Raw genomic sequence first — 25830 nt, forward strand, 5'->3', positions numbered from 1 at the left:
TGCTGTCCGCCAATGGGAATAGGTGGAGGAGCGGGAAGCCTGGGCTGGGGCCTGCCCCGTCGGAACAGATTCCGCCTGGCGTGACACTTTTGTTCTACGCTGTTTCGCTCCTGGCAAAACGACGAGCGGCGGTTTATTTGACCAATACAAGACTTGGATAGTGATCTTGGTCCTGAATTCCGTGTGGGTGAGGAAGACCCGTGACACAAGCAGTTTGGGATGCCTACAACTCGCTGAAATCCCGTGCCGAGAGCGTCTATCAAGAACGCGTTGGCAAGGGGCGGATTTTTATCCAGGTCGGTTCCGCCACATGTGAGCACGCGGCCGGTTCTCTGGAGGTGGCGGAGGAGTTTCGCAAACACATCGCGGCCTCAGGACGTGATGATATCGTCCTGCGTAAAACGGGATGCACCGGCCGCTGCAGTCGCGAGCCGATCGTCAGCGTGTTCCGTATGGGCGAAATGCCCATCAAGTATCAGCTCGTCAATCGCGAGTTGGTGCACAAGATCTTCACGCAGCATGTGCTCGGCGGGGAGCCGCTATTGGACCATATTCTCGATGGCCCCATCGAACGGTTGTCCAAATATGAGATTCTGAACTGTGGGTCGCTCAGATGCGGTTGGAAAGGAGAACAGATCTGCGGTGGGCCCATGGCCAATCAGTTAAGGGCCATGGGGATCTCGCCGGAGGTCTGCCGTGTGACGAACGCGAGTTGCTTCGGGGCCTGCAGCGCGGAACTAGCGGGCAAGTGTACCCATATACTGGTTCGCCCACAAAATGTACTCTACCGGATCTCTACCCTGGAAGATCTCCAGGAGGTCGTTCGCGAACATATTCAAAACGGGCGGATTGTGGAGCGTCTGCGGGTGAAGGAGGAGCCCGTCAGCCAGGACTTTTTCGAACTGTATGGCGAAATTGCGTTTTTCAACCGCCAGACCCGGATCGCTCTTCGGCACAACGGAATCATTGATCCTACCAGTATCGAGGAATATTTCCACTATCGGGGCTTTGAGGCGCTGGCCCGCGTGCTAGCGGAAAATGATCCTGAGAAGGTGGTCGAGGAAGTAACGCGCTCTAAGTTAAGAGGCCGAGGAGGGGGTGGGTTTCCCACCGGCCAAAAATGGGCCCTGGCGCGAAAGTCCCGTGAAAAAACGCGGTACATTATTTGCAACGCAGACGAGGGCGATCCCGGCGCCTTCATGGATCGGAGTATGCTGGAATCCGATCCGTTTAACGTCATTGAAGGCATGATTATTGGTGCCTTTGCCATTGGATCACACCGGGGATTTGTCTACGTTCGCGCAGAATACCCGCTGGCAGTGGAGCGGGTGGAAAACGCCATCCAGCGCTGTCGGGAATGGGGCCTTCTCGGAAAAAACATTCTCAATTCAGGATTCGATTTTGATATCGAAATCCGCCTTGGGGCGGGAGCTTTCGTGTGCGGCGAGGAAACGGCGCTCATCCATTCGATTGAGGGAGAGCGAGGACAACCGCGTGTTCGGCCGCCCTATCCAACGGAAGTGGGCCTTTGGGGCAAGCCCACCGTGATCAACAACGTGGAAACGTTTGCCAACGTTCCTGCCATTATCATCTACGGTGCGGACTGGTTTGCCCGAATCGGTTCCGATGCCAGCGGTGGCACCAAGGTGTTTGCTTTGGCGGGAAAGGTCAAGCAGACTGGCCTGGTGGAAGTGCCGATTGGCATAACGCTCCGAGAAGTGGTCATGGAGATTGGCGGGGGCTCACCAAGCGGGAAAGCTGTCAAAGCTGTGCAGACAGGCGGTCCGGCTGGCGGTTGTATCCCGGCTTCGATGCTGAATCTGCGAGTGGATTTTGACACTCTCAACAAGGCCGGATCGATAATGGGCTCTGGCGGCATGATCGTCCTCGACGAGGACGACTGCATGGTGGACATTGCCAAGTTCTTCATGGCGTTTTCGCAGGATGAATCCTGCGGAAAGTGCACGCCCTGCCGGGAAGGCACAACCCGGATGATGGAAATCCTCGAACGGATCACCACGGGCAAAGCCGACGAGAGCGATTTGGTGAAGTTGGAACGATTGGCTCATTTGGTGCGAAAAGCCTCCCTGTGCGGGTTGGGGCGGGCGGCTCCCAATCCGGTACTGAGCACGCTCACCCATTTCCGTGACGAGTACCTGGCTCATGTTCGGGATAAACGCTGCCCAGCCAAGAAATGTGTGGCTTTAATTCGCTACGAAATCGATCCCGAAAAATGTGTGGGATGCACCGCGTGTGCCAGAAATTGTCCGGTGGAGTGCATATCCGGCGAGCGTCGAAAGCCGCATGTTATCGACCAAACGCGGTGCATCAAGTGCGGACGTTGCTTCCAGGTCTGCCGCTTTGACGCGGTGCTTCGTTTGTAACGCTGGTTGGTCCATGCTTGGAAGCATGAGGGGACGTTCGACCCGTCCAGAAATCCATTAAACGGACGTTCAAACTTTTAGCCCGGTGCAGGATAGCAAGGTATATGATGGCCAAGCGTCCCAAACAGATTTCGGTGACAATTGACGACACGCCGGTGAAGGTACCGGAAGGCACAACGATTATGCAGGCTGCGGAAAAAATTGGCATCCGCATTCCGCGCCTGTGCTATCATCCGGATTTGAGCCTCGCGGGGGCATGTCGAGTCTGTGTCGTGGAAGTCGAGGGTCTGCCGGGGTATGTGGCCTCGTGCAGCCTTCCGGTTTGGGAGGGGATGGTTATCCGCACCAATTCGCCGGAAATCAGGCAGGCCCGGCGCGACATTGTCGAGCTGATTCTGGATAATCACCCGATGGATTGCCAGACCTGCGAGCGCGACGGAAACTGCGAACTTCAAAACTTGGCGTATTCCCTGGGCGTTCGCGAGCGTTTGTTCGCGGGACGGCGCAAAGAGTTTCCGATTGATGATTCCAGTGTGGCAGTTGTCCGTAATCCCAACAAGTGCATTCTCTGTGGGCGGTGCATTCGGGTATGCGCGGAAATCCAGGGGGTTTATAACCTCAGTCAGCACGGTCGAGGCTTTACCACGGTAGTCGGGCCAGCCCATTTGGCCAATATGGATGACTCGGTGTGCATCCAGTGTGGTCAGTGCATTAATGTGTGCCCGACAGCGGCATTCCTGGAGAAATCGAGCACCGACATTGTTTGGGAAGCCCTAGCCAACCCCGACCTCCATGTCGTCGTGCAGACGGCTCCATCCATCCGCGCCGCCATCGGCGAGGGCTTCGGCTATCCTCCCGGTACACCCTGCACGGGAAAGATGATCACGGCTCTTCGTCTCCTCGGTTTTGATGCCGTGTTTGACACGGACCTGGGGGCTGACCTCACCATCGTGGAGGAAGCGCACGAATTTCTGACGCGGTTGGAATCGGGCGGTCCGCTTCCCATGATCACCTCATGCTCGCCGGGCTGGATCAATTTCCTTGAGAAGTTTTATCCCGAGTTGATCCCGCATGCCTCTACCTGCAAGTCCCCGATGAGTATGCTCTCGACGCTGGCGAAAACCTACTATGCCGAACGGAAAGGCATTCCTCCGGAAAAGATTTTCATGGTGGCGGTGATGCCCTGCGTCGCGAAAAAGTTTGAAGCCCAGCGGCCTGAACACCGCATGCCCAACGGTCGGCCGTACACTGATGCCGTGTTAACCACCCGCGAGCTTATCTGGATGATCAAATGCTACGGTATTGATTTCACCAAGTTGCCGGACGGGGAATTCGATGCGCCTTTGGGGATCGCGTCCGGTGCTGGCGATATTTTCGGAACAACCGGCGGTGTGATGGAGGCAACGCTGAGGGCGGCTGCACGGATACTCACCGGGAAGAAACCCGATCGACTGGAGTTCACTGAGGTTCGTGCCGTCGAGGGCCTCCGAGACACATACGTCGCGATCGGGGAGCGGAATCTCCATGTCGCCGTCGCCAATGGGCTGAATAATGCCAAGGAAATCCTCAACAAAGTTGTGTCAGGAGAGGATCATTACGACATCATCGAGGTGATGGCCTGTCCGGGCGGCTGCATCGGTGGTGGTGGACAACCTTATCCTCCCGAAGGCTATCACATCCTCGATCCCGCACTGCTGCGGAAGCGCGCCAGCGCCCTGTACGCTATCGATAGTGCTAAGCAACTGCGTGAATCCTACGAAAACCCCGCTCTGGAAGAGCTTTACGAAACCTATCTGGGAAGCCCTGGATCAACCCGGGCGCACCAGCTTCTCCACACGAGTTATCGACCGCGATTGCCGAGGGGTATCCGATGAACACACACCACACCTGCACGTCCACGACTGACAACTGGCCCGAGGTCAAAGCCGTTTCAGAACGGATTCTCGGAGAGGACCTGGTTCAGTTTATCGAAGAATGCCGAAAAAGCCCGGAGCCGCACAGTCAGCTCATTGCGGTTTTACACCGGGTCCAGGCCAAGTTTGGCTATTTGGGCGCCAGTCATTTGGATGCGGTCGCCCAACTGATGCAGATTCCGGCGGCGAAAGTTTCGGGCGTTGCCAGTTTTTATCATTACTTTCGTTTGCAACCACGGGGAAAATTCATCATCAATCTTTGCTTGGGCACCGCATGTTACGTGAAGGGGGCCGATCGACTTGCGGAAAAGCTTAAAGACGAACTAGGAATTCATTTCGGAGAGACGACCTCCGATGGACTTTTTACTCTGGAGGGGGCCCGTTGCCTTGGCGCGTGCAGTCTCGCTCCAGTTCTCACGATCAACGACGAAATGCACGGTACAGTCACGCCAGATCAGATTCCCATCATTCTCGACCGCTACATCAAGCGCGCCCGAGAAGAAACCCAGACAAGCCCGCAAACTTAACCTTCCTTTGTGGAAACAACCTGGAGCGGGAATAGCCACGTCCGAAAATCGCGGATTCACGCTCTTGCGGGCGTTGAGTCGTGAAGCACGCTTCGTAAGCCCACTACCAGATCCCAGTGCTGTGTGGGCTTCGGTAACACGCATATCCGCGGCCAGTATTGGATGAACTGGTAGTCCTCGCAAATGGGAAAGCCTGCCAGAAGCACCCAGCCGCAACCGCGAGGGGAGGCTCGATACGACCTGACGATGAGCCGCCGAATCTGACGAAGTTCATCGGCATTCGCCGCTTGCACGTCGTAAATAGCTGCCCTGACAGGATGCCAGTTCACTAGGGCTGCTTCTGGTGTTGTCATCAACACCTCAACGGGCCACCGCTCAAGCATCTGCCTGATCCAGAGGAGCTCATCGGGATACGTTCCAATGAGAGCTATCTGAAGCGGCGCTTCTATGTGCGGCAAAGTAGGAATGGGTAATTGTGAGCGGGCTAAATGGATTTCTTCTTCACCTGCGGTTGGGGGCAGTGCGCTGAGGGGATTGGTTTCATTCTGCAAAAGCTGAAGAAGGTCCTTCGCTACAACACGCCATTGAGACCACGACAGCCGCAGGACGCCCGGCAAAGGTGTGCCCGTGCGCGGTTCACTCTCGCACCAGGGCCCATGGACGACAAGCCAGCGAGTGAGGGGTGTCAACCGGTGGAGAGTATATCGGTCAGCTTGGGAAAACTGGCCGGGCCGATCCTGGAAAAGAATCAACCAGTCGGGAAATATCTGTCTGGTTCTTACGGTGTCGATAACTTTTTCCAAGGCGGAAAAGGTGTGTACCGCTATCGACGCGTCTCCCTCAGCAGTGAGCGGTAGAGCAAGTTCAGACTGGCAATCTGAAACAAAGAAAACCACGGTTTTCATAGCGAAAACTATGACGGGTGCACCGGTTGACACATCTCCAGTTTCCTCCGCCGATGGGGACACTGACGTCCACACGGGAAGGTGTGGGAGTGGGGATTCAACTCAGAGGGTCCTGACGGTAGGGGAGATTGATGTATTGCCCCTACCACAAATTGCGTCCATGTCATCTCAGCAGTCTTTGCACAAGTGGGGATGGATCAGGCGCGCCAGCGTATGTCACATCCCGCAAGTCCACAGTTTATATCCAAACTGGGGGACCTCTATCAAGGGATTTAAACCGTCATGGGACGAGTGAACCTTTGACGGGGACGCAGCTCAAGAGCACGACCCGCCCGATGCGCTCATCACATTCCATACAATCGTTGCTCGGCAAGTGTCATTCACCCCACTTGCGAATTGTGCCGAAGCGATAAGTCAGAGGATATTCGGGATCGAGGAGGAGCAGCGCTGACGTGCCCTGTGGGGCTCGGCGAGTGCAGCGTCTTGAAAGTTGGAGCATTTCGGACGGACAAACCATGATACAAAGGAGTGTACGATGCTTGTCCTTTCTCGCCAGCGCGACGAGAGTATTATCATCGGGGACAACATCGTCGTGACGGTGGTCGATATTCGCGGGGATAAGGTGCGTCTGGGTATCGAGGCGCCCCCGGAAGTGAGTGTTCATCGTCGCGAGGTGTACGAGGCTATTCAACGCGAAAAAAGGCAGAAAGCCGCTCAAACGCCGTCAAAAGCCGAATCGCAAACGCCCTCACAGGAGGAAAAAAACAACCGGTAAATAACGGTTGTACAGGCTGTGCGGATGTTACGGCCACGAGACGAAAACTTCCCACGTCTTGTGGCCGGTTTCGTTTTTGTAACCTACATTTTTCTGCCGAAGCGAACAAAAGAGGAATCGATTTGGGTTTGGCAGGCCGGTGTAAATTACCTAAAGTGCCTGAACATCCCAGTCGATGTGCCTCGATAGAGCGATGAATGGACGAAAAACGGTTCATCCGTCTTCCACGCTGAGAACGGTGTGGAGGGGAGCTCATAAGGGATCAACACCGGCCTTTGAAACCCGCGCTAAACCGGTCCAGTTGCTCCCATTGTGAGCTAACGGTTAGGAAACAGAGTTTGGCTTGGTCCTCTTACGTTAAGGAAAAGGGTAACAGACATGACCCGGATTAACACGAACATCAGCTCGTTGACGGCTCAGAAGACTCTGGCTCGTTCTCAGGCTCAATTGCAGGAAGCTCTTACCCGCTTGAGCACCGGTTTGCGGATCAATGTCGGCAAAGACGACCCGGCGGGATTGATTGCAAGCGAGGCTCTCCGGGCGGATATTACGGCTGTTCAAAAGGCTATCACGAACAGCCAGCGGGCGAATCAGATGATTGCCACGGCCGACAGCGCCCTGGGCCAGGTCAGCCAATTGCTCAACGACATCCGGGGATTGGTTTCCGAGGCAGCCAACAAGGGTGCGATGAGTGCGGAGCAGATCGCGGCGAATCAGCTTCAGATCGATTCTTCGCTGGAGGCAATCGACCGAATCGCTAAGGTGACACAATTCCAGGGTCAGCGGCTCCTCGACGGTAGCTTCGATTTCATCACCTCCGGCGTGGACAGCTCAAAGATTACCAGTCTGCAGATCGATCAGGCCAACTTCGGGTCGCTATCCAAGATCGACGTCAATGTGGATATCGTGTCGCAGGCGTCCAAGGCCCAGTTGACGTACAACTATGGTGCATTGGCCACCGACGTGGTCCTGGAGATCGCCGGAAAAGACGGTGCTGAGGCTTTCAGCTTCGCGGCGGGAAGCTCGATCCAGGATATGGCTAAGGCAATCAATCTCGTGTCCGACGCGCTGGGAGTTCGCGCCGTTGTGCACCAGGAAGCGACGGCCGGTCGGGTTACAGCCTCCAGCTTTGGGTCGAATAATGACGTCATCATTACCGCCAACCAGGCTGGCCAAGCGGCCGGTGATATTCGGATCAAATACACGAAGAACAATAGCGCAACCACCCAGGTGGTTTACACGCCCGCCAGCGGCGGCACGCCGGGGCTCATCGAGGTCAAGCTTGGCACGCGTCAGTGGGAGGCGGCGAGTGGGGTGTTGGATCCTTCGGGGACGAACAATGCGATCAAGATTACGGCGAAGGTGAAGGGGGAGGAGTTTAACGGGGTGAATGTGCAGTTGACGATTGGTGGATTGCAGAGTGTGAGTTATGATCATACGACGAAGACGTTGAGCATTACGGCGACGGCGACGGATACGGCGCAGGACATAGTGAATTTGATCAACAATGATGCGGCGGTGGGGGCGTTGTTTACGGCGGCGAATTATGGGGAGTCGGATGGGAGTGGGACGGTAGCGGCGGCGAGTGTGACGTTGAGTGGGGGGGTGACGGGGGGTGATGTGATTGCGACGGCGAACGATGTGGTGGCGGCGATCAACAGTTCGGCGGCGAGTGCGGTGGTGACGGCGAGTTTAGCGGCTGGGGACAATGGGTATGGGGTGGTGAGTCCATTTCAGGAGTACGCGTACTATGGGAGTGTGGAGGCGAACAATCGGTTGCAGTTTTTGGGGCCGGAGGGGAGTCGGAAGATTCGGTTTGTGTCGAATCCTGGGGAGAGTTTGAGTGTGGATTTGACGACGGACCCGCGGGTGGAGGGGTTTTCGTCGGCGATTGTGCAGGGGGTGAATGCGAACAGTACGTTGAAGATTACGGCGCGGTATAAGGGGGAGGCGTATGATGGGGTGCAGATTGTGTTCAATGACAGTACGGACAACACGGTGGTGTGGGATGCGGAGAGCAAGACGCTGACGTTCAATGTGGACATTAGTGGGGGGTTTACGGCGCAGCAGGCGGTGAATTTGTTGAACAATGACAGTTATGCGGGGAAGTATTTTCGGGCGGAGAATTTTGGGACGAGTAATGGGAGTGGGGTGTTGAGTGCGACGATGACGGGGACGACGAGTGGGGGCGTGGTGAGTGAGGGGACGGTGATAGTGCATTTGGCGACGACGTCGGACGGGATTGTGACGACGACGGCGCAGGATTTGATTAATTACTTTAATGATCCGGCGAATGCGGGGTTATTGAGTGGATTAGGGATCAGTGTGAGCAATGTGGCGGGGAGTGATGGGAGTGGGAAGCTTGCACCGACGGTGAGTGATTTGGAGTTTGCGACGAGTGGGACGCAGTTGCAGGAGGCGCAGGCGAGTGGGACGACGTATGCGGTGAATGGGGCGAATGCGCGGTTGACGTTGACGGCGGTGGCGCCTGGGGCGGACTGGAATGGGGTGCGGTTGGTGTTTGAGGACACGGCGACGGCGGGGAATGAGACGGTGGTTTGGGATGCGGCGACGAAGACGCTGACGGTGGGGATTCAGAGTGGTGTGAGCACGGCGAACCAGGTGATTGCGGCAATCAACAATGACGCCGTGGCCAGCCAGTTGTTCACCGCCAGCCTCGCCACAGGCAGCAACGGCACTGCTGCTGTGACCGACTCCGATTTCGCCGTGCTCTCGGGAGGCGTTGTGGACGTTGGGGCCCAGTACGGGGTGGCCCTGGTGGGCAACAGCGATGCCGAAAACATTGGTCTGACTTTTGAGGCGACCGACTACGGGAGCCAGGCCTTTGTCTCGGTGAAGGCACTCAGCGGCACGTTCGTGACGACGGACGCCAGTGGGCGAGTAACAGATCGGGCGGTGGGTGCCGACGCTCGGATTCGGGTCAACGGCTACGAAGCCGTCACCTCAGGTCTCACCGCGTCCATCAACACGGCCTCGCTGGATCTGACCTTCACCATCGACCCGAACGCCGCGGCCGGAACCAGGACGTCGTTCTCCATTGTGGGTGGCGGTGCGCTCTTCCAGCTTGGTCTGGATGTGGTGTCCAATCAGCAGGCGCGTATTGGAATTCGCAGTGTCAATACAGCCAAGCTGGGCGGTGCCCGAGGTCGGCTCAACGAGCTTCGATCTGGCGGTGCCAAGTCGCTGGCCAATGATCCGATCGGCGCAGCCGCTGTGGTCGATGAAGTGATCTCGCAAATCACCACTTTGCGGGGTCGGTTGGGGGCGTTCCAGCGGACTACTTTGGAAACGAATATCAGCGCCCTGAACGACACGCTGGAGAATCTGACCGCGGCGGAAAGCGATATCCGCGATGCTGACTTCGCGGCGGAAAGCGCGAAACTCACCCGTGCCCAAATCCTGGTCCAATCGGGTACGTCGGTGCTGGCCATTGCGAACCAGAATCCGCAGGCAGTTCTCGCCTTGCTGCGGTAATTCGGGTGACATAGACAAACCCTCTCACGCTTGATGCGTTAGAGAGGGATGGGGAAGAGGAACACGGCCGATCAGTCCAGATCGGCCGTTTCTGTTTGCGCAGGGGTGCAGTTCGAACACCACGGCATTCCTCTGACGACCACACATTATCAGGTTGGGCCCACAAAGTTTCCTTGGTTTCGCTACCTTATTTCCGATAAGGATCGCAACATCGGAAAAACTGCGCGTTTTGGTCAATTGGCTTCAACCCCTTCAAGTCATCCTTTCGATAAAAGCGAAAGAGGGTCACGCAGACGGTTCCGCGAGGAACTCCTGCCATGGAAATCGGGAGTTGAGCCCCACAGCCAGCGCGCCCTTGGAGATAGACGCCGGCGATCATAGCCACGTGCATTGCAAGTACGGAGTCAGGAGGAAGGGAGTCCCATGACCCGGATCAATACGAACATCAGCTCGTTGACGGCTCAGAAGACCTTGGCTCGTTCTCAGGCTCAGTTGCAAGAGGCACTCACCCGACTGAGCACGGGTTTGCGGATCAACTCGGGCAAGGACGACCCTGCAGGCTTGATTGCCAGTGAAACGCTGCGAAGCGACATCACGAGTATTCAGCGGGCGATTGTGAACAGCCAGCGGGCCAGCCAGATGATCGCCACAGCCGACAGCGCCCTGGGCCAGGTCAGCCAATTGCTCAACGACATCCGGGGATTGGTTTCTGAAGCAGCCAACAAGGGCGCGTTGAGTGCGGAGCAGATTGCGGCGAATCAGCTTCAGATCGATTCTTCACTGGAAGCGATTGACCGAATTGCGCAGGTGACGCAATTCCAGGGACGGCGGTTGCTGGATGGTAGCCTCGATTTCGTGACGGAGGGAGTGGACAGCTCAGCGATTCGGGATTTGCAAATTGATCAGGCGAATTTCGGTAGCAACAACGAAATTGGCGTCAACGTGACTGTCGTGAAACAGGCAACCCGAGCAGAATTGCGTTACGCCTTTGGGGCCGTGGCCAACGACGTGGTTCTGGAGATCGGTGGTAAGCAGGGTTTTGAAGCGTTCACCTTTGCAGCCGGAAGTTCCGTCGAGGACATGGCCAAGGCGATCAATCTTGTGTCCGACGCCACGGGGGTGATCGCAGAGGTACAAAAGGAAGCCACCGCAGGACGCGTTGTGGCGTCGAGTGTGGGGGCACACAACGACGTGATCATCACCGCCAATCAGGCGGGCGAAGCGGCGGGTAACGTCAGAGTCAAGTACACCAAGAACGCCACGGCTGCTACGACGGTCAACTTCACGCCTGCCAGTGGAAGCAGTCCGGCGGTGCTGGAGGTTCGCCTTGGCACCCGTCAGTGGGAGGCGGCGAGTGGGGTGTTGGATCCTTCGGGGACGAACAATGCGATCAAGATCACGGCGAAGGTGAAGGGGGAGGAGTTTAACGGGGTGAATGTGCAGTTGACGATTGGTGCATCGCAGAGTGTGAGTTATGACCATACGACGAAGACGTTGAGCATTACGGCGACGGCGACGGATACGGCGCAGGACATAGTGAATTTGATCAACAATGATGCGGCGGTGGGGGCGTTGTTTACGGCGGCGAATTATGGGGAGTCGGACGGGAGTGGGACGGTTGCGGCGGCGAGTGTGACGTTGAGTGGGGGGGTGACGGGGGGTGATGTGATTGCGACGGCGAACGATGTGGTGGCGGCGATCAACAGTTCGGCGGCGAGTGCGGTGGTGACGGCGAGTTTAGCGGCTGGGGACAATGGGTATGGGGTGGTGAGTCCGTTTCAGGAGTATGCGTACTATGGGAGTGTGGAGGCGAACAATCGGTTGCAGTTTTTGGGGCCGGAGGGGAGTCGGAAGATTCGGTTTGTGTCGAATCCTGGGGAGAGTTTGAGTGTGGATTTGACGACGGACCCGCGGGTGGAGGGGTTTTCGTCGGCGATTGTGCAGGGGGTGAATGCGAACAGTACGTTGAAGATTACGGCGCGGTACAAGGGGGAGGCGTATGATGGGGTGCAGATTGTGTTTAATGACAGTACGGACAACACGGTGGTGTGGGATGCGGAGAGTAAGACGCTGACGTTCAATGTGGACATTAGTGGGGGGTTTACGGCGCAGCAGGCGGTGAATTTGTTGAACAATGACAGTTATGCGGGGAAGTATTTTCGGGCGGAGAATTTTGGGACGAGTAATGGGAGTGGGGTGTTGAGTGCGACGATGACGGGGAGGACGAGTGGGGGCGTGGTGAGTGAGGGGACGGTGATAGTGCATTTGGCGACGACGTCGGACGGGATTGTGACGACGACGGCGCAGGATTTGATTAATTACTTTAATGATCCGGCGAATGCGGGGTTATTGAGTGGATTAGGGATCAGTGTGAGCAATGTGGCGGGGAGTGATGGGAGTGGGAAGCTTGCGCCGACGGTGAGTGATTTGGAGTTTGCGACGAGTGGGACGCAGTTGCAGGAGGCGCAGGCGAGTGGGACGACGTATGCGGTGAATGGGAAGAATGCGCGGTTGACGTTGACGGCGGTGGCGCCTGGGGCGGATTGGAATGGGGTGCGGTTGGTGTTTGAGGACACGGCGACGGCGGGGAATGAGACGGTGGTTTGGGATGCGGCGACGAAGACGCTGACGGTGGGGATTCAGAGTGGTGTGAGCACGGCGAACCAGGTGATTGCGGCAATCAACAATGATGCCGTGGCCAGCCAGTTGTTCACCGCCAGCCTCGCCACAGGTAGTGACGGATCTGGTGCCGTCACTGTGTCGGATTTTGCTGAACTTTCCGGTGGTGTTGTCGATGTTGGCACCGCTGACGGGGCACCCCTCATTGGAAATGAAGAACAGGCGACCACAGGACTGGTTTTCAAGGCGGTCGAGTTCGGGTCAGATGCTTTCGTCTCTGTGAAGGCCCTCAATGGGACAAGCTTCACTGTAACGGACCGCGACGGAAACCAGGCGACGCGGAGCGCGGGAACGGACGTGCAGGTTCTGGTGAACGGGATTGCGGCAGTCGGCAAGGGACTTCGGGCGTCTATCAATACAGCCGCGCTCGATCTGTCATTCAGTGTTTCAGAAAGTCTGGCAGACGGCACAATGACCGCATTCCGCATTGTGGGCGGTGGGGCGCAATTCCAGCTCGGCCCCGATGTTGTCTCCAACCAGCAGGCCCGCCTGGGTATACAAAGTGTGAACACGGCAAAACTCGGGGGGGTTGCCGGCCGGCTATTCGAATTGCGATCAGGTGGTGCGAAGTCCCTTACCCGCGATGTGAACGGCGCAGCCGCTGTGGTTGAAGAAGTCATTGCCCAGATCACCACACTGCGCGGTCGATTGGGAGCGTTCCAGCGAACCACACTGGAAACCAATATAAGTTCCCTCAATGACACGTTGGAAAATCTGACAGCGGCGGAAAGCTCAATCCGGGATGCCGACTTCGCTGCCGAAAGCGCAGCATTGACCCGTGCGCAAATTCTCGTCCAATCGGGTGTCTCGGTTCTGGCTATTGCCAACAACAACCCGCAAGCGGTGTTGGCTCTCCTTCGCGGTGGGTGAACAATGAAACTGCTCGCCGCATAGGGCCATATTACTGACAAAGTCGGGTTAATCGCGTGAATGAAGCGAGAGCGGCAGTTAACCGGACCCGTCAGAAGCTCGGGCATCTCCGGTGTTCTCCGCGGAGATGCTGGAGCCACCGCCCCGGAGATGTTTACCATTTCCGTGAATCCGCTTCAGTTTATCTGCGAGGAGTGACAGCCGGACCTGTTCCAGGTCGCTGCGGTGCTTGAGCTGATTAAAATGATAAACGCCAACAAGAAGATCGCCCGTGGCAAGGACTACCAGCCAGATGGTGAGAAGGGCGGTCGCCAGCCAATAGCCGATGGCCCAGACGGGGTGCTCAGTATTGGAGAACATCAATCGACCCGCCCAAAGGAGCAGGCCAAGCACGATCATAAGAAAGCTGATCTGGGCACGCCGGTAAAATCGCCGACGAAGAAACTCCAAATCGGAGGATGTAGCCCTCTTTGAGAGCACTGACCAAGCACGGGCCTGCCATGCCAACAAAATAACCCCTGCGGCTACGATCGCCCAGGGGAAAGTCACGTCACTCCATTCTGCCCAGCCGCTCATACTTGCAATCCCCTAAAAGCGGGGAGGCTCAATCGCAGTTCGCCATAGCCGAGGCGAACTACCCGTCGCCCAGGCGAACTACGGATGTCGTTGAGATTGGCGTCAGGCTTCGCAAAGGGGTTTCTTTTTTTCCGTTATTTTCGGACACTGGGGAGCCATTTCCGCGTTAATCTTGATGTACTCTTTCCATTCCTCGGGAACATTGTCAGCCAGGAAAATGGCGTCCACCGGACATTCGGGGACACACGCCTCGCAGTCGATGCATTCATCCGGATGGATGTAAAGCATCATCTCCCCTTCGTAGAAGCACTCCACCGGGCAAACCACCACACAATCCGTATACTTGCACCCATAGCATGGTTTACAAACGACGTGTGTCATACCGATTTTCTCCGCAATTGCAGACAGATCAACGAACCGTTGGACGCCGCAATATTGTATCTCTGACGGGTTCGCAGGAATTTCCCCTCCCGCGACGAAGCGCGCTTTATGTCATATTATGGAGGCAAAAAATCAATGTCAAGGAACGAGTGCGCTATTGCGGAAATAGGGGCAAACCCATCCAAATGCCGCTCGCGAGACGCCCTTTGCCGGCATCGGATTGTCGCGGCTGGATCGCTACAAATTACTGAATACGCGAATCTCAGACCAGATCGTTTTATTCTAAACCGAGAGGAAATGCCATGCATGCCAGGCATCGGACGCCGCTAATAAAACGCTTCCTTGCGGCCGTCTTCAGTCCTGAGTTCTGCGAAAAGTGGTGCCCAATCTGTGTGCGGGCTCGAAAAGGAGTTCGCTGGGCCCGCTGGGTTCAGCGATTGGAGCTCGCTTTGACAGCCGGTGGCTGCCCGTGGGGACGCGCCCGCCAGAAAAAATACGGCGTGCCGCCCAACCTGCCGATTGGCAAAGGGGTAGAATGAAACTGCAAGGCTTACCCGTTTTTCCATCGCCACGTGGAATTTGTTAGGAGAAGACATTTTTGTGGTTCAAACAATGATACGGCGAAAGCCCGCTGGGCAAGGTTGGCATATAATCCTTTATTTTTCTGCGGTTTTGATCACGTGCAGTTTCCTTCCAGTGAGACCGGCACTCGGAAAGGATGATTTGCCGGCTCGGCTGGAGGGTGCGGTGCGTCCTTTCATCGTCAATCACCAACTCGCGGGCTGCGTGATGGTTGTGGCTGACAAGCATAAGATAATCCATACCATCACACTTGGCTGGGCGGACGTCGACGCGAAAAGGCCAATGCAGGCCGATACCCTTTTCTGGATTGCGTCGCAGTCGAAACCGATCACGGCCACCGCGTTGATGATCCTGGTGGATGAGGGCCGTGTTCAGCTCGACGATCCGGTGGAAAAGTATCTCCCGGAGTTCCGCGGACAGTGGTTGATTGCGGAAGCGGCTGAAAACCGCGTGCTTCTCAAGAGGCCTTCACGGCCAATCACTGTTCGGGATATTCTGTCGCACACAAGTGGACTCCCGTTTCGATCCGCGCTGGAGGTACCCACGTTGGATGTGTTCCCGCTGGCTGCCCGGGTACGAAGCTATGCCATGACGCCGCTGGAATTTGACCCTGGTCGCCGCTATCAGTACTCCAACGCCGGTATCAATACGGCTGCAAGAATTGTGGAAGTGGTCACCGGAAAACGGTTCGAAGAATTTCTCAAAGAGCGGATCTTCGAACCACTTGGAATGAAAGACACAACCTTTTGGCCTGACAAAGAGCAACTTTCCCGGCTGGCCAGAGCATATCGGTATGATGCTCAGTCGAAAGAGCTTGTATCCGTTCAAATCGACCAACTGGCCTATCCACTCGATGACAGGCAAAACCGGTATCCGGTTCCAGCGGGCGGATTGTTCTCTACGGCTGCTGACTTGGTAAAGTCCTATCAGATGCTTTTAAATAATGGCACGTTTGAAGGAAAACGGCTTATATCGGAAGACGCCGTGCGAGAAATGACATCGCGTCAGACCAGGCCGGAACTTGATAACAGTTATGGATTGGGTTTTGTGGTCAATGGTCCGGTGTTTGGTCACGGTGGCTCGCATGGAACCAACACCCTCGCGGATCGGCGGAAGGACGCGATCCTTGTGTGGCTTGTCCAGCATGCGGGGCCAGAGGCGCAAGAAGCTTTTCGCCAGGTGGACCAGATTTTCAGTGAATGGTCTCCTGATCGCGGTTAAAAACATCACAGTGGTGGAGCATTTTTCTGGGTTTATTTGAGACACAATATTAGGCGAGTAAAGATACTATGCCGGCTATTCCAAAGAAAGACCTCACGAACTTCCTCCCCATGACCCGAGAGGAAATGGAAGCTCGGGGTTGGGACTATGTGGACGTGGTATTCGTAACAGGCGACGCCTACGTGGATCACCCGAGTTTCGCCATGGCCTTGCTGGGGCGGCTGATGGAGGCCGAAGGATACCAGGTGGCGATTCTTAGCCAGCCGGACTGGCATTCATGTGAGCCCTGGAAGAAGTTTGGGCGTCCGCGGCTGTGCTTCGCAGTTAGTGCTGGGAATATGGATTCCATGGTGAATCATTACACGGCGAACCGCAAAGTGCGGAATGATGACGCGTACAGTCCTGGAGGCCGAATTGGTTTGAGGCCGGATCGCGCCACGCTCGCATACTGCCAACGCGCGCGGGAGGCCTACAAGGGCGTGCCGGTGATTGCGGGAGGAGTGGAAGCCAGTTTGCGTCGCATCGCCCACTATGACTACTGGAGCGACAAAGTACGGCGATCCATTCTTCTCGACTCCAAGGCCGACCTTCTCGTCTACGGAATGGGTGAGCGTCCGCTTTTGGAGATTTTGCGCCGACTCGCTGCCGGAGAGCCTATCAAAAATATCCGGGACGTTCGGGGTACGGCCTACCGGCTGGGTGCTTCAGAAAAGCCTCCGGAGGATGCGATCTATCTGCCGTCCTACGAGGAGGTTGTAGCAAGCAAGGAAGCTTTTGCGCGGATGACCAAGATGGCTCACTTGGAAACCAATCCTTACAATGCCCGGCGCCTTGTGCAATACCATGATCGTGAAGCTGTAGTCATTAATCCACCGGCGTTTCCATTAACGGAGGAGGAGATGGACCGGGTGTACGGGCTTCCTTTCCAAAGGCGGCCCCACCCTCTGTATGGCGACGAACCCATTCCCGCATTTGAAGTAGTCAAACACTCCGTCCAAATTATGCGGGGTTGTTTTGGTGGGTGCACATTTTGTTCCATCACCGCCCACGAAGGTCGGATTATTCAAAGTCGGTCACCGCAGTCGATTATTCAGGAAATTGAAAGGTTAAAACAGGACCCCGAATTCAAAGGCGTCATCAGTGATATCGGCGGTCCAACTGCAAATATGTATCGGATGAATTGCAGCCGTCCGGAGGTTCGGGAAAAATGCCGCCGTTTGAGTTGTATCCATCCGACAATATGTAAGCTTTTAAATACCAGCCACGGACCGCTCATTGAACTCCTCAAGCAAGTGCGACATGTGCAGGGTATCAAAAAGGTGTACGTGGCTTCGGGAATCCGCATGGATCTGGCTCAGTTAAGCCCTGCTTACATGAATCATCTCGTGCGTTATCACGTGGGCGGCCACCTTAAAGTAGCCCCCGAGCACTGCGATCCCGATGTATTACGCCTGATGAAAAAGCCAAGCATCGAGGATTTTGAAAGATTTGCGAAGAAATTTCACGAACTTTCCCGCGCTGCGGGAAAGGAACAATATCTGGTGCCGTATTTTATTTCGGGTCACCCTGGCTGCGATCTTAAGGCGATGATCCGCCTTGCGGAGTTTCTCAAACGCACTGGGTATCGCCCCCAGCAGGTTCAGGACTTCATGCCCACGCCCTTTGATATTGCCACGTGCATGTATTACACCGGTATCGACCCGATGACCGGTGAAAAAGTCTACGTTCCGCGTGGCGAACGCGAGCGAAGGCTCCAGCGGGCACTCCTTCAATTCTGGAAACCGGAGAATTATTTTCTCGTTCGCGAGGCCCTCCAACTGGCCGGCAGAACAGATTTGATTGGGAGTGGCCCTCAATGTCTCATCCCGTCGCGCCCGCCGAAAGAAGCCCTCGTCGCCCGCCGAAAAAGCCAGCACGAGAGAACAGGGGCTGAGCATCCGACCGGAATGAAGGCCACCGTGGCGGGCTATCGTCCGCACCGAAAGACGTTTCGGCGTAGAACGACCAAGAAAAGCTGATCCGCGTGGGGGAATCCGAAATTTGCCACGGTGTCGGCTGCCTCTCGACCGGTCCGCTGGCGACTCCGCTTTGACGCGCTCCATCGCGGCTTCTGGTTGTGAAACTGCAAGTCTCCCAGGTACGGCTGCAACCGTGCGGAAAAATGGAGGCTCCGTCATGTCCTAACGAGCTTACCCGGGCCACTGCAGCGTCTATCTGTGATGAAATGCAGATGCTCTTGAGAGCACGCCGTCGCGGCCATCGCTTCATGAAAACGAGTACAGTGGGAAAGGTTCCCATGTGTTCCTATACTGGAAGTAGGGTGTAATGGTAGGACTTTCCCGAGCCGAAAAACTCTCCGGGCGAACGGGCTGCCGGTTCTGCAGGGGTATCAACATTATTCGATTCGTTTTGGTATTAAAGTCCTATGACTATTTCAGGTGAGCGAATTCCCGCAGTGGGTATTGATCTGGGCACGACTTACTCCGTCGTTGCCTACTTGGATGCGCAGGGCCATCCGGAAACGATCGTCAATGCCGAAGGGGAACGACTCACGCCGAGTGTCGTGTACTTCGACGGGGAAGAGGTGATCGTCGGCCGCGAAGCCCTCAAAGCTTTTGCCCGCCTGCCGAGTCAGGCGGCCGAATGTTCCAAACGGGATGTGGGCTACAAGGTCTATCACAAGGCCCTACAAGGCAAGTACTACCCGCCGGAAGTAATTGAGGCATTTATTCTCAATAAACTCCGGCAGGATGCGGCGCAGCAGCTTGGCGAATTCAGTCATGTCGTTATCACCGTGCCTGCCTATTTTGATGAGGTGCGGAGGAAAGCGACCCAGGACGCCGGTTATATGGCAGGGCTCGAAGTGATGGATATCATCAACGAGCCGGTGGCCGCTGCTCTGGCTTTCGGCTATGAGTCCGGCAAATTGAATACGCCATCAAGCGACATCAAACCCGAAAGGGTGCTCGTGTACGATCTGGGAGGTGGCACTTTCGACGTGACGGTGATGGAGATTCGAGGCTACGAGTACGTGACGCTATCAATTGATGGAGATGTGCGACTCGGCGGATGGGACTGGGATCAACGTTTGGTTGACCTGGTGGCGGAAAAAATCATTCGTCAGATCGGGTTCGATCCCCGGGAAGATGTTCGCCTGTGGGGCAAATTGTGGTCGGCCTGCGAGGAAGCCAAGCGGACTTTATCGGTCCGTACAAAAACGGTCATACCATTTGAGTATCGAACTAAGACGGTGGACGTCGAGGTGCGTCGGGAGGAATTTGAGGAGGCCACCCGGGACCTCCTCGATCGCACGCGATTTACAACGCTTCAGGCGCTTAAGGCAGCCGGTCTGGATTGGGGGGATATCGATCGGGTTCTCCTCGTGGGGGGATCAACACGGATGCCGATGGTCCGCAATCTTATCCGCGAACTCTCCGGTAAAGAACCGGATACATCCATTTCCGCGGATGAGGCAGTGGCCCTTGGGGCGGCCCTCCACGCCGGGTGGCTACTGGGAAAGGCACGGGGTGAACGGCCGCGGTACAAGGTCCGGAATGTCAACTCACACAGTCTGGGAGTGGTGGGGTGGGACCCGCTCACACGGCGTCGAAGAGTGGGAACGATTATCCCGCGCAATACGCGTCTTCCGATTATCGCCAAAAGGAGGTTCCGCACGCACAAGTCTGATCAGCGCTCCATTCTGGTTGAAATCGTCGAAGGAGAAAGTCCCGAGCCAGAGGACTGCTGTCAAATCGGCAAGGTGCGTGTCCACGATTTGCCGCCCAATCTCCCAAAGGGGTGGCCGGTGGAGGTCATCTTCCAGTATCGGGCGAACGGCAGGCTGAAGGTCCGTATCCGCGTGCCGGAGGTGGATCGCGAAGTTGTGGCGGAGTTCCAGCGGGAAAGGGCTCTGACAAAAGAACATCTGGACGGCTGGCGCCGATTTATCAGTGGTAAAGAACCAACGGATTACCGATGAATTGTTCGTCGCCCATAGGACAAACGGGTCTGCACGCTGCGTCGCCGTCATTCTTCAAAGGAAGTTGCGCGTCTTGTTCACGGGCAGGTGGAGGGATCTACTTGTCAGATCCGTTTCGCAGTGTCACACTATGCATGGCCTCCCGGCGGGCACGACAAGCATGCCCCCGCGAAGCATTTGTCCTGGAAAGCCGCTTTTCAGGTCACATTCCAAGGTTTGGACCGTCCATCTCATCGACCGGGCTCCGCGTGCTTGGTTGCATTGCTGGTTAAACGGCAGGGGCGATTCATGAATGGGCCCTACGACACGTTGGGCCCGTGGCGTGTTGCCGGTTTTTCCAAAAGTGGGGATGGCTCAGTTGCTTGTGAGGGTGCTTGAGGCACAGCAATGGTGGTATGATAAAGTTTTGCGTCGCTGGTTGATCGGATGTCAGTTTCGGCCTGTGGAAACAGACCTTGGAAGCGCGCTATCGCGTGCCCTCCATTTGGCGTGCAACCAGCGCCAACTTGGAAAGGCGCCAATGTGAATTTACCAGAGAGGATGCAAGATGAGCGAGACCTGCCCGTGGATTATCTCAACGACCACTGCCACCTTCGAACAGGACGTCCTGGAACGTTCCAAAGAAGTTCTCGTGGTGTTGGACTTTTGGGCGCCGTGGTGTGGGCCATGCCGGATGTTGGGACCCCTGCTTGAAAAACTGGCTCGAGAGAAAAAAGGGGCTTTCGTCCTGGTGAAGGTCAATACGGATGAAATGCCGGAACTGGCAGCCGTGTTTCACGTCCAGGGGATTCCAACCGTCTTTGCACTGCGCGATGGACGCGTGGTGGACTATTTTACCGGAGCATTGCCGGAATCCGAGCTGAGGGCTTGGTTGGATCAATTACTTCCGCAGGAAGACGAAGCGCTAGTGGCACAGGCCGATGCCCTGGCCGATCGTGATCCAAAATCAGCGGAGGCCAAGTACCGCGAAGCTATTTCGCGGAATCCGAAGTCCATTCCCGGGCGGATCGGTCTGGCACGACTGCTCGCAAAGCAGAAACGGTACGATGAAGCCAAATCCTTGCTCAACGAACTGAGCGATCTGGGAGCGACGTCGGAGGAAGTGGAAAAGCTGCGGGCGGAGTTGGAACTTGCGGACTCGGGTGAGACAACCGATTTGCGATCCTTGGAAGCCCAGGTCGTGGCCAACCCAGGGGATTTGAATCTCCGCCTGAAATATGCCCGTGCCCTGGCTGCCACCCTCCGTTACCAAGAGGCTTTAGAGGAAGCACTCCGTGTGGTGCAAACAGCCCAGGGTGAGCCGAAGGAAGAAGCCCGAAAATTAATGCTTCAGATCTTCAGCATCCTCGGGGCCATTCATCCTCTGACAGAAGAGTATCGCCGACGTCTGACAATGGCACTGTTTTGAAAAAATTAGAAAACAAGCGTGTTTGGCAAACTGGGTTGCGTGTCGTCGCTATTTTGAAAACCTGTTTTAGGGCATCGCTGGACCGGTATTGGTTATGCCCGACAAGGATGAGTTGAGCGTGGAGGCAACTCTCATCAATGTCCGCGGCGCGCGGGTTCACAATCTCAAAAACGTGGATGTTTCGATTCCGCTTGGCCGTCTGGTCGTGATCACCGGTCCGAGCGGTTCGGGGAAAAGCTCCCTGGCGTTTGACACACTCCACGCCGAGGGACAGCGCCAGTACCTGGAGACACTGACGCCGCACCTGCGGCGGTTCATTCCACAGCTGGAACGCCCGGATGTGGATTGGGTGGAGGGACTACCGCCGACGGTGGCCATCGATCAACGGGGCGGTCCCCCACCACCTCGAAGCACCGTGGGAACTCTCACTGAAGTGTATGACCTCCTGCGCCTTCTGTACGTGCGGGTGGGCGAACTCCAGTGTCCTAAATGTTTGGTGCCGGTCGTCAGTCAATCGCCCCAGGAAATCTGTCAGGCAATTCTGTCCCTTCCCGAAGGCACACGCCTCATCCTTTTGGCTCCTATTCCAATCAAGAAATCGCGAAAGGCTCCGGAATTAGTGGCCACAATCCGCAAATTGGGGTTCCCGCGGGTTCGGCTTAATGGGCAATTATGCGATCTGGACGACCTCACGCCCAAAACTCTCGAGGGACAGTGCCGCGTGGAAGTAGTGGTCGACCGCGTGATCATCAAGCCCGCCGTCGAAACGCGGCTGCGTGAATCGCTTCATACAACCCTCAGAATTTCGGATGGGCAGGCGATTGTTTCTTACGAAGTTGCGGGAGAAGGCGGTGAACCCGTTTGGGTGGACCAGGTTTTCAGCACTGTTCGGCGTTGCTCTCGCTGCGGTGAAATTTACCCCGAGGTCGATCTTCGAACTCTCAGCTTTTTCAGTCCTCACGGTGCGTGTCCGCAGTGCGAGGGCCTTGGTGTGGTGGATCGATTTGATCCCAACCTGGTGATCGACTTTTCGCGAGGATTGGAAAACGGGGCGGTGCGACTGTGGAAAGATGCCCGCGCTAAACTGAAGCATCATGCAAAAAAGATCGAGCGACTCATGAAGCAGGGCGGATTTGATTGGTCAACGCCGCTGGAAAAAATTCCCGAAGAGTTCCGTGCAAAGCTCATTTTTGGGGCCCGACCTTCCGATCAGAATTCGGACAGATCCCCGGCAAATTCACAACCCACGCGTCGAACCCGAAGCACAGAATTCGTGGGCCTTCTCCAGCTTCTGGAAGTGGAATATGAGCTGTTGGCAGAAGACTGGCAGCGGCGTGAATGGGCGGCGTATCGGTCCCAGGTGGCCTGCCCATCCTGTCAGGGGGCACGTCTCGGTGCGCTTGGACGCTCTGTGATGATCGAGGGGGTACCCATTCACGCCCTCTGTGCATGGACGATTCCAGAGGTGCGTGCCTTTCTGGAAAGGCTAAGTCTTCCACCGTATCAGCAGAGCGTGGCAGCGCCGATCATTAAGGAGATCGTGCATCGGTTGGATTTTCTCAATCAGGTGGGACTCGATTATGTCACGCTGGATAGACGGGGCGAAACCTTAAGCGGGGGGGAACTTCAGCGAGTACGCTTGGCAGCCGGGTTAGGCGCCGTATTAAGCGACGTATGTTACATCGTGGATGAGCCATCGATTGGGCTTCACCCGCGGGACAATGACCGCCTCATTGCCAGCCTCCGTCAACTTGTCGATCGTGGAAACACGGTCATCGTGGTGGAGCACGATGAAGCTATCATCCGGGCGGCAGACTGGGTGATTGATATGGGACCTGGCGCTGGACCGGCTGGAGGACAGGTTGTCGCGGAGGGAACGGTGGCCGACATCATGACTCATCCCCACTCTATGACGGGGCGTTACCTTGCCGGCCAGGAGGTTATTCCCATTCCCACCGGGCGTCGTCAGCCACAACCAGGGCGTGAAATTGTTCTCGTAGGGGTCACCACGAACAACCTCAAGAATATCACGGTTGAATTTCCGCTCGGACTGTTTATCTGCATCACGGGTGTGAGTGGTTCTGGAAAGAGCTCGCTCCTCAGTATGACTCTTGCCCCAGCCTTAAAACGGGCGCTCCTCGGCCTGGGAAGCAGGGGCGCCGGATATCAGGAAATACGGGGCTTCGAAAACGTAGACAGGGTTGTGGATGTCGATCAAACACCCATTGGCAGGTCGCCTCGCAGTAACGTGGCGACCTATACTGGGGTGTTTGACGAGATCCGACGGGTCTTTGCCACCACACGTGATGCCCGCCGATTAGGATTTCGGGCTGATCGATTCAGCTTCAATAATCCGGCCGGTCGCTGTCCCGTATGCCAGGGATTGGGGCAACAGAAGATCGAGATGGATTTTTTGCCTGATATGTACGTGACCTGCCCGGCGTGTCTCGGCCGCCGATTCAATCCCCAAACCTTGGAGGTTCGTTACCGGGACAAGACCATCGCCGACGTATTGGAGATGTCGATAGAGGAAGCCCTGGACTTCTTCGAAAATTTTCCCGCCATCGAAACGGTTCTGCGATGCCTGCGGGAGGTCGGGCTGGGCTATCTTCAGCTTGGGCAAAAAGCCGTGGCGCTGTCGGGCGGGGAAGCCCAGCGAATCAAGCTGGCAACCGAGTTGGCTCGAGGACGCCAGGGAAAAACGGTGTACCTTCTCGACGAGCCGACCACCGGCCTTCATAAGGATGACGTACGGCGGCTTCTCTCCGTGCTGCATCACTTGGTCGACGCAGGAAACACTGTGGTCGTGGTGGAGCATCACCTGGACCTGATCAAATCGGCCGACTGGATTATCGAACTGGGGCCCGAGGGGGGCCGCGAAGGGGGCAACGTGGTGGCGATGGGAACGCCCGAGGATTTAGCCCGTCATCCGAACAGCCCTACCGGCCGCTATTTGGCTCCAATTCTAAAACGGAGCTAGCATACGATCGGCTGATTGAGGTGGTCGCGCGGCGGAAGAAAGAGTTTTAAACCGACGCGGAATCGACAAAACAAACGGCCCCGTTCGCAGAGGATCGGGGCCTGATTATTCACTCTTAATCCGGCCAAACCGGATCGGATTTCAGTATCCGCCGGTGTTGGTCTCACCACCATCTCGGGTGGATAGGGCGCGATAAACGGCCAAGTCAATCGTATCCGAAATAAACCGGACCGTACCGTCACCGAACCCAAAATTCCCACCACCGGGATGAAAACTTCCAAAGGCCCCGTTATTGGAGCCGTAGACCACCCCTTGTCCCGGTGGGGTGTTGAGGGGATTGTCGGTAGTCCGCAACGAATCTGTGTGTCGCCCTGCGATCCACCAGCGATTCACACCCTCAGCTGTGTGAGATTTGATCACTTCACCGACGAAAAATGTATTGCTCAACCCATCCGTGCAGTCAGCATATTTCAGAGAGCGAATGTACATGAACATCCCCGTGTTACCGGCTTTAACAGCTCCGCTAATGCCCTGGCTGGGGCCGATCGAACCAGAGCACAGCGCGTAACAACCCGTAGAATAGACGGGCGTCGGATTGTTTACCGAATAAAGTGGCTCGTCCGTGGATGATGGGCACACGAAGACCTGCGGCCGGGTGCGGAAGAGTTGATCGTAGTTGGGAATAAGATTCAACCAACCCGTTGTTGAAGGACCAATACCGCAGTTTGCCGGTGCGATGGCCCCCAATTGGAAACCGATTTGGTCGTAAATGTTTTTCGCTTCCAAATAGGGAAGCAGCATGACGAAGCCGCTGGTCCCTTGGCGCTTGTAATCCGGCACAGCATTGGCACCTGAAGTCGGGGCGAGGCCATAGTAATCCGAACAGTCTGACCCCATTCGACCCGGAGGCAGAGATTTCACGGCCTGCTCGTAATTAGCCATAGCAAGCGTGATCTGCTTCAAGTTGTTCGTGCACTGGGATCTGCGTGCCGCTTCCCGGGCGGCCTGTACGGCCGGTAATAGAAGGGCAATGAGAATCCCAATAATGGCGATCACGACGAGAAGCTCCACAAGTGTGAAGCCAGGAGACCGCGATTGGCGACACTTTGTGACGTACAGCATACAAGACCTCCACTCAACAACAATTACGGGAAA

At 56.2% G+C, this 25830-nt stretch carries 16 protein-coding genes; 12 read left to right on the plus strand and 4 right to left on the minus strand.

The window, feature by feature from the left end:
• Positions 1 to 200: 200 nt before the first annotated feature.
• The 3 genes from nuoF to nuoE all read left to right on the plus strand — a co-directional run bounded on the left by nuoF (position 201) and on the right by nuoE (position 4824).
• A complete protein-coding gene (gene nuoF, locus THTE_RS15160) occupies positions 201 to 2384 on the plus strand; it encodes an NADH-quinone oxidoreductase subunit NuoF (protein ID WP_207651728.1) in 2184 nt (727 codons plus the stop codon).
• A gap of 104 nt (positions 2385 to 2488) precedes the next feature.
• Positions 2489 to 4258, plus strand: coding sequence for an NADH-dependent [FeFe] hydrogenase, group A6 (locus THTE_RS15165; protein ID WP_095416226.1), 1770 nt, complete (start codon positions 2489 to 2491; stop codon positions 4256 to 4258).
• Complete coding sequence (nuoE, locus tag THTE_RS15170) at positions 4255 to 4824, plus strand: NADH-quinone oxidoreductase subunit NuoE (protein WP_095416227.1); 570 nt, start codon at positions 4255 to 4257, stop codon at positions 4822 to 4824. Before THTE_RS15165 ends, nuoE begins: the two co-directional genes overlap by 4 nt.
• Before the next feature lie 56 nt (positions 4825 to 4880).
• Here nuoE and THTE_RS15175 read toward each other — a convergent pair whose 3' ends face one another.
• Positions 4881 to 5762, minus strand: a complete 882-nt coding sequence (locus THTE_RS15175; RefSeq protein WP_157732146.1) for a hypothetical protein — start codon at positions 5760 to 5762, stop codon at positions 4881 to 4883.
• Between the two features lie 502 nt (positions 5763 to 6264).
• Here THTE_RS15175 and csrA point away from each other — a divergent pair.
• The 3 genes from csrA (at position 6265) to THTE_RS15195 (ending at position 13548) form a co-directional block, all read left to right on the plus strand.
• Entirely contained in the window at positions 6265 to 6504 is a 240-nt protein-coding gene (gene csrA / locus THTE_RS15180; RefSeq protein WP_095416229.1) for a carbon storage regulator CsrA, read from the plus strand.
• Between the two features lie 378 nt (positions 6505 to 6882).
• Entirely contained in the window at positions 6883 to 9999 is a 3117-nt protein-coding gene (locus THTE_RS15185; RefSeq protein ID WP_095416230.1) for a flagellin N-terminal helical domain-containing protein, read from the plus strand.
• 423 nt (positions 10000 to 10422) lie between these two features.
• Positions 10423 to 13548 carry a flagellin N-terminal helical domain-containing protein gene (locus tag THTE_RS15195; protein WP_095416232.1) on the plus strand — a complete coding sequence of 1042 codons (3126 nt, stop codon included), beginning with the start codon at positions 10423 to 10425 and terminating at the stop codon, positions 13546 to 13548.
• 78 nt (positions 13549 to 13626) lie between these two features.
• Here the strand turns inward: THTE_RS15195 and THTE_RS15200 are convergent, their stop codons facing one another.
• Together THTE_RS15200 and THTE_RS15205 are read right to left on the minus strand one after the other, a co-directional pair.
• Complete coding sequence (locus THTE_RS15200) at positions 13627 to 14124, minus strand: hypothetical protein (protein ID WP_095416233.1); 498 nt, start codon at positions 14122 to 14124, stop codon at positions 13627 to 13629.
• A gap of 102 nt (positions 14125 to 14226) precedes the next feature.
• Complete coding sequence (locus THTE_RS15205; RefSeq protein ID WP_095416234.1) at positions 14227 to 14505, minus strand: ferredoxin family protein; 279 nt, start codon at positions 14503 to 14505, stop codon at positions 14227 to 14229.
• A gap of 302 nt (positions 14506 to 14807) precedes the next feature.
• On the opposite strand from THTE_RS15205, the gene THTE_RS15210 reads away from it, so the two are divergent.
• The 6 genes from THTE_RS15210 to uvrA all read left to right on the plus strand — a co-directional run bounded on the left by THTE_RS15210 (position 14808) and on the right by uvrA (position 24675).
• Complete coding sequence (locus THTE_RS15210) at positions 14808 to 15044, plus strand: hypothetical protein (RefSeq protein ID WP_095416235.1); 237 nt, start codon at positions 14808 to 14810, stop codon at positions 15042 to 15044.
• 208 nt (positions 15045 to 15252) lie between these two features.
• The gene (locus THTE_RS15215) at positions 15253 to 16308 is read left to right on the plus strand and encodes a serine hydrolase domain-containing protein (RefSeq protein ID WP_157732147.1); all 1056 of its coding nucleotides are present in this window, start codon (positions 15253 to 15255) and stop codon (positions 16306 to 16308) included.
• Positions 16309 to 16376: 68 nt separating this feature from the next.
• Entirely contained in the window at positions 16377 to 18326 is a 1950-nt protein-coding gene (locus THTE_RS15220; RefSeq protein WP_095416237.1) for a YgiQ family radical SAM protein, read from the plus strand.
• Between the two features lie 407 nt (positions 18327 to 18733).
• Positions 18734 to 20287 (plus strand): Hsp70 family protein, encoded by a 1554-nt coding sequence (locus THTE_RS15225; RefSeq protein ID WP_095416238.1) that lies wholly within the window; start codon positions 18734 to 18736, stop codon positions 20285 to 20287.
• A gap of 547 nt (positions 20288 to 20834) precedes the next feature.
• Positions 20835 to 21695, plus strand: coding sequence for a thioredoxin (gene trxA, locus THTE_RS15235; RefSeq protein ID WP_095416240.1), 861 nt, complete (start codon positions 20835 to 20837; stop codon positions 21693 to 21695).
• A gap of 94 nt (positions 21696 to 21789) precedes the next feature.
• On the plus strand, positions 21790 to 24675 hold the full coding sequence (uvrA, locus tag THTE_RS15240) for an excinuclease ABC subunit UvrA (protein WP_095416241.1): 2886 nt from the start codon (positions 21790 to 21792) through the stop codon (positions 24673 to 24675).
• Between the two features lie 141 nt (positions 24676 to 24816).
• Here the strand turns inward: uvrA and THTE_RS15245 are convergent, their stop codons facing one another.
• The gene (locus THTE_RS15245) at positions 24817 to 25797 is read right to left on the minus strand and encodes a DUF1559 domain-containing protein (RefSeq protein WP_095416242.1); all 981 of its coding nucleotides are present in this window, start codon (positions 25795 to 25797) and stop codon (positions 24817 to 24819) included.
• Positions 25798 to 25830 lie beyond the last annotated feature (33 nt).

The organism is Thermogutta terrifontis (genome assembly GCF_002277955.1).
Lineage (GTDB): Bacteria > Planctomycetota > Planctomycetia > Pirellulales > Thermoguttaceae > Thermogutta > Thermogutta terrifontis.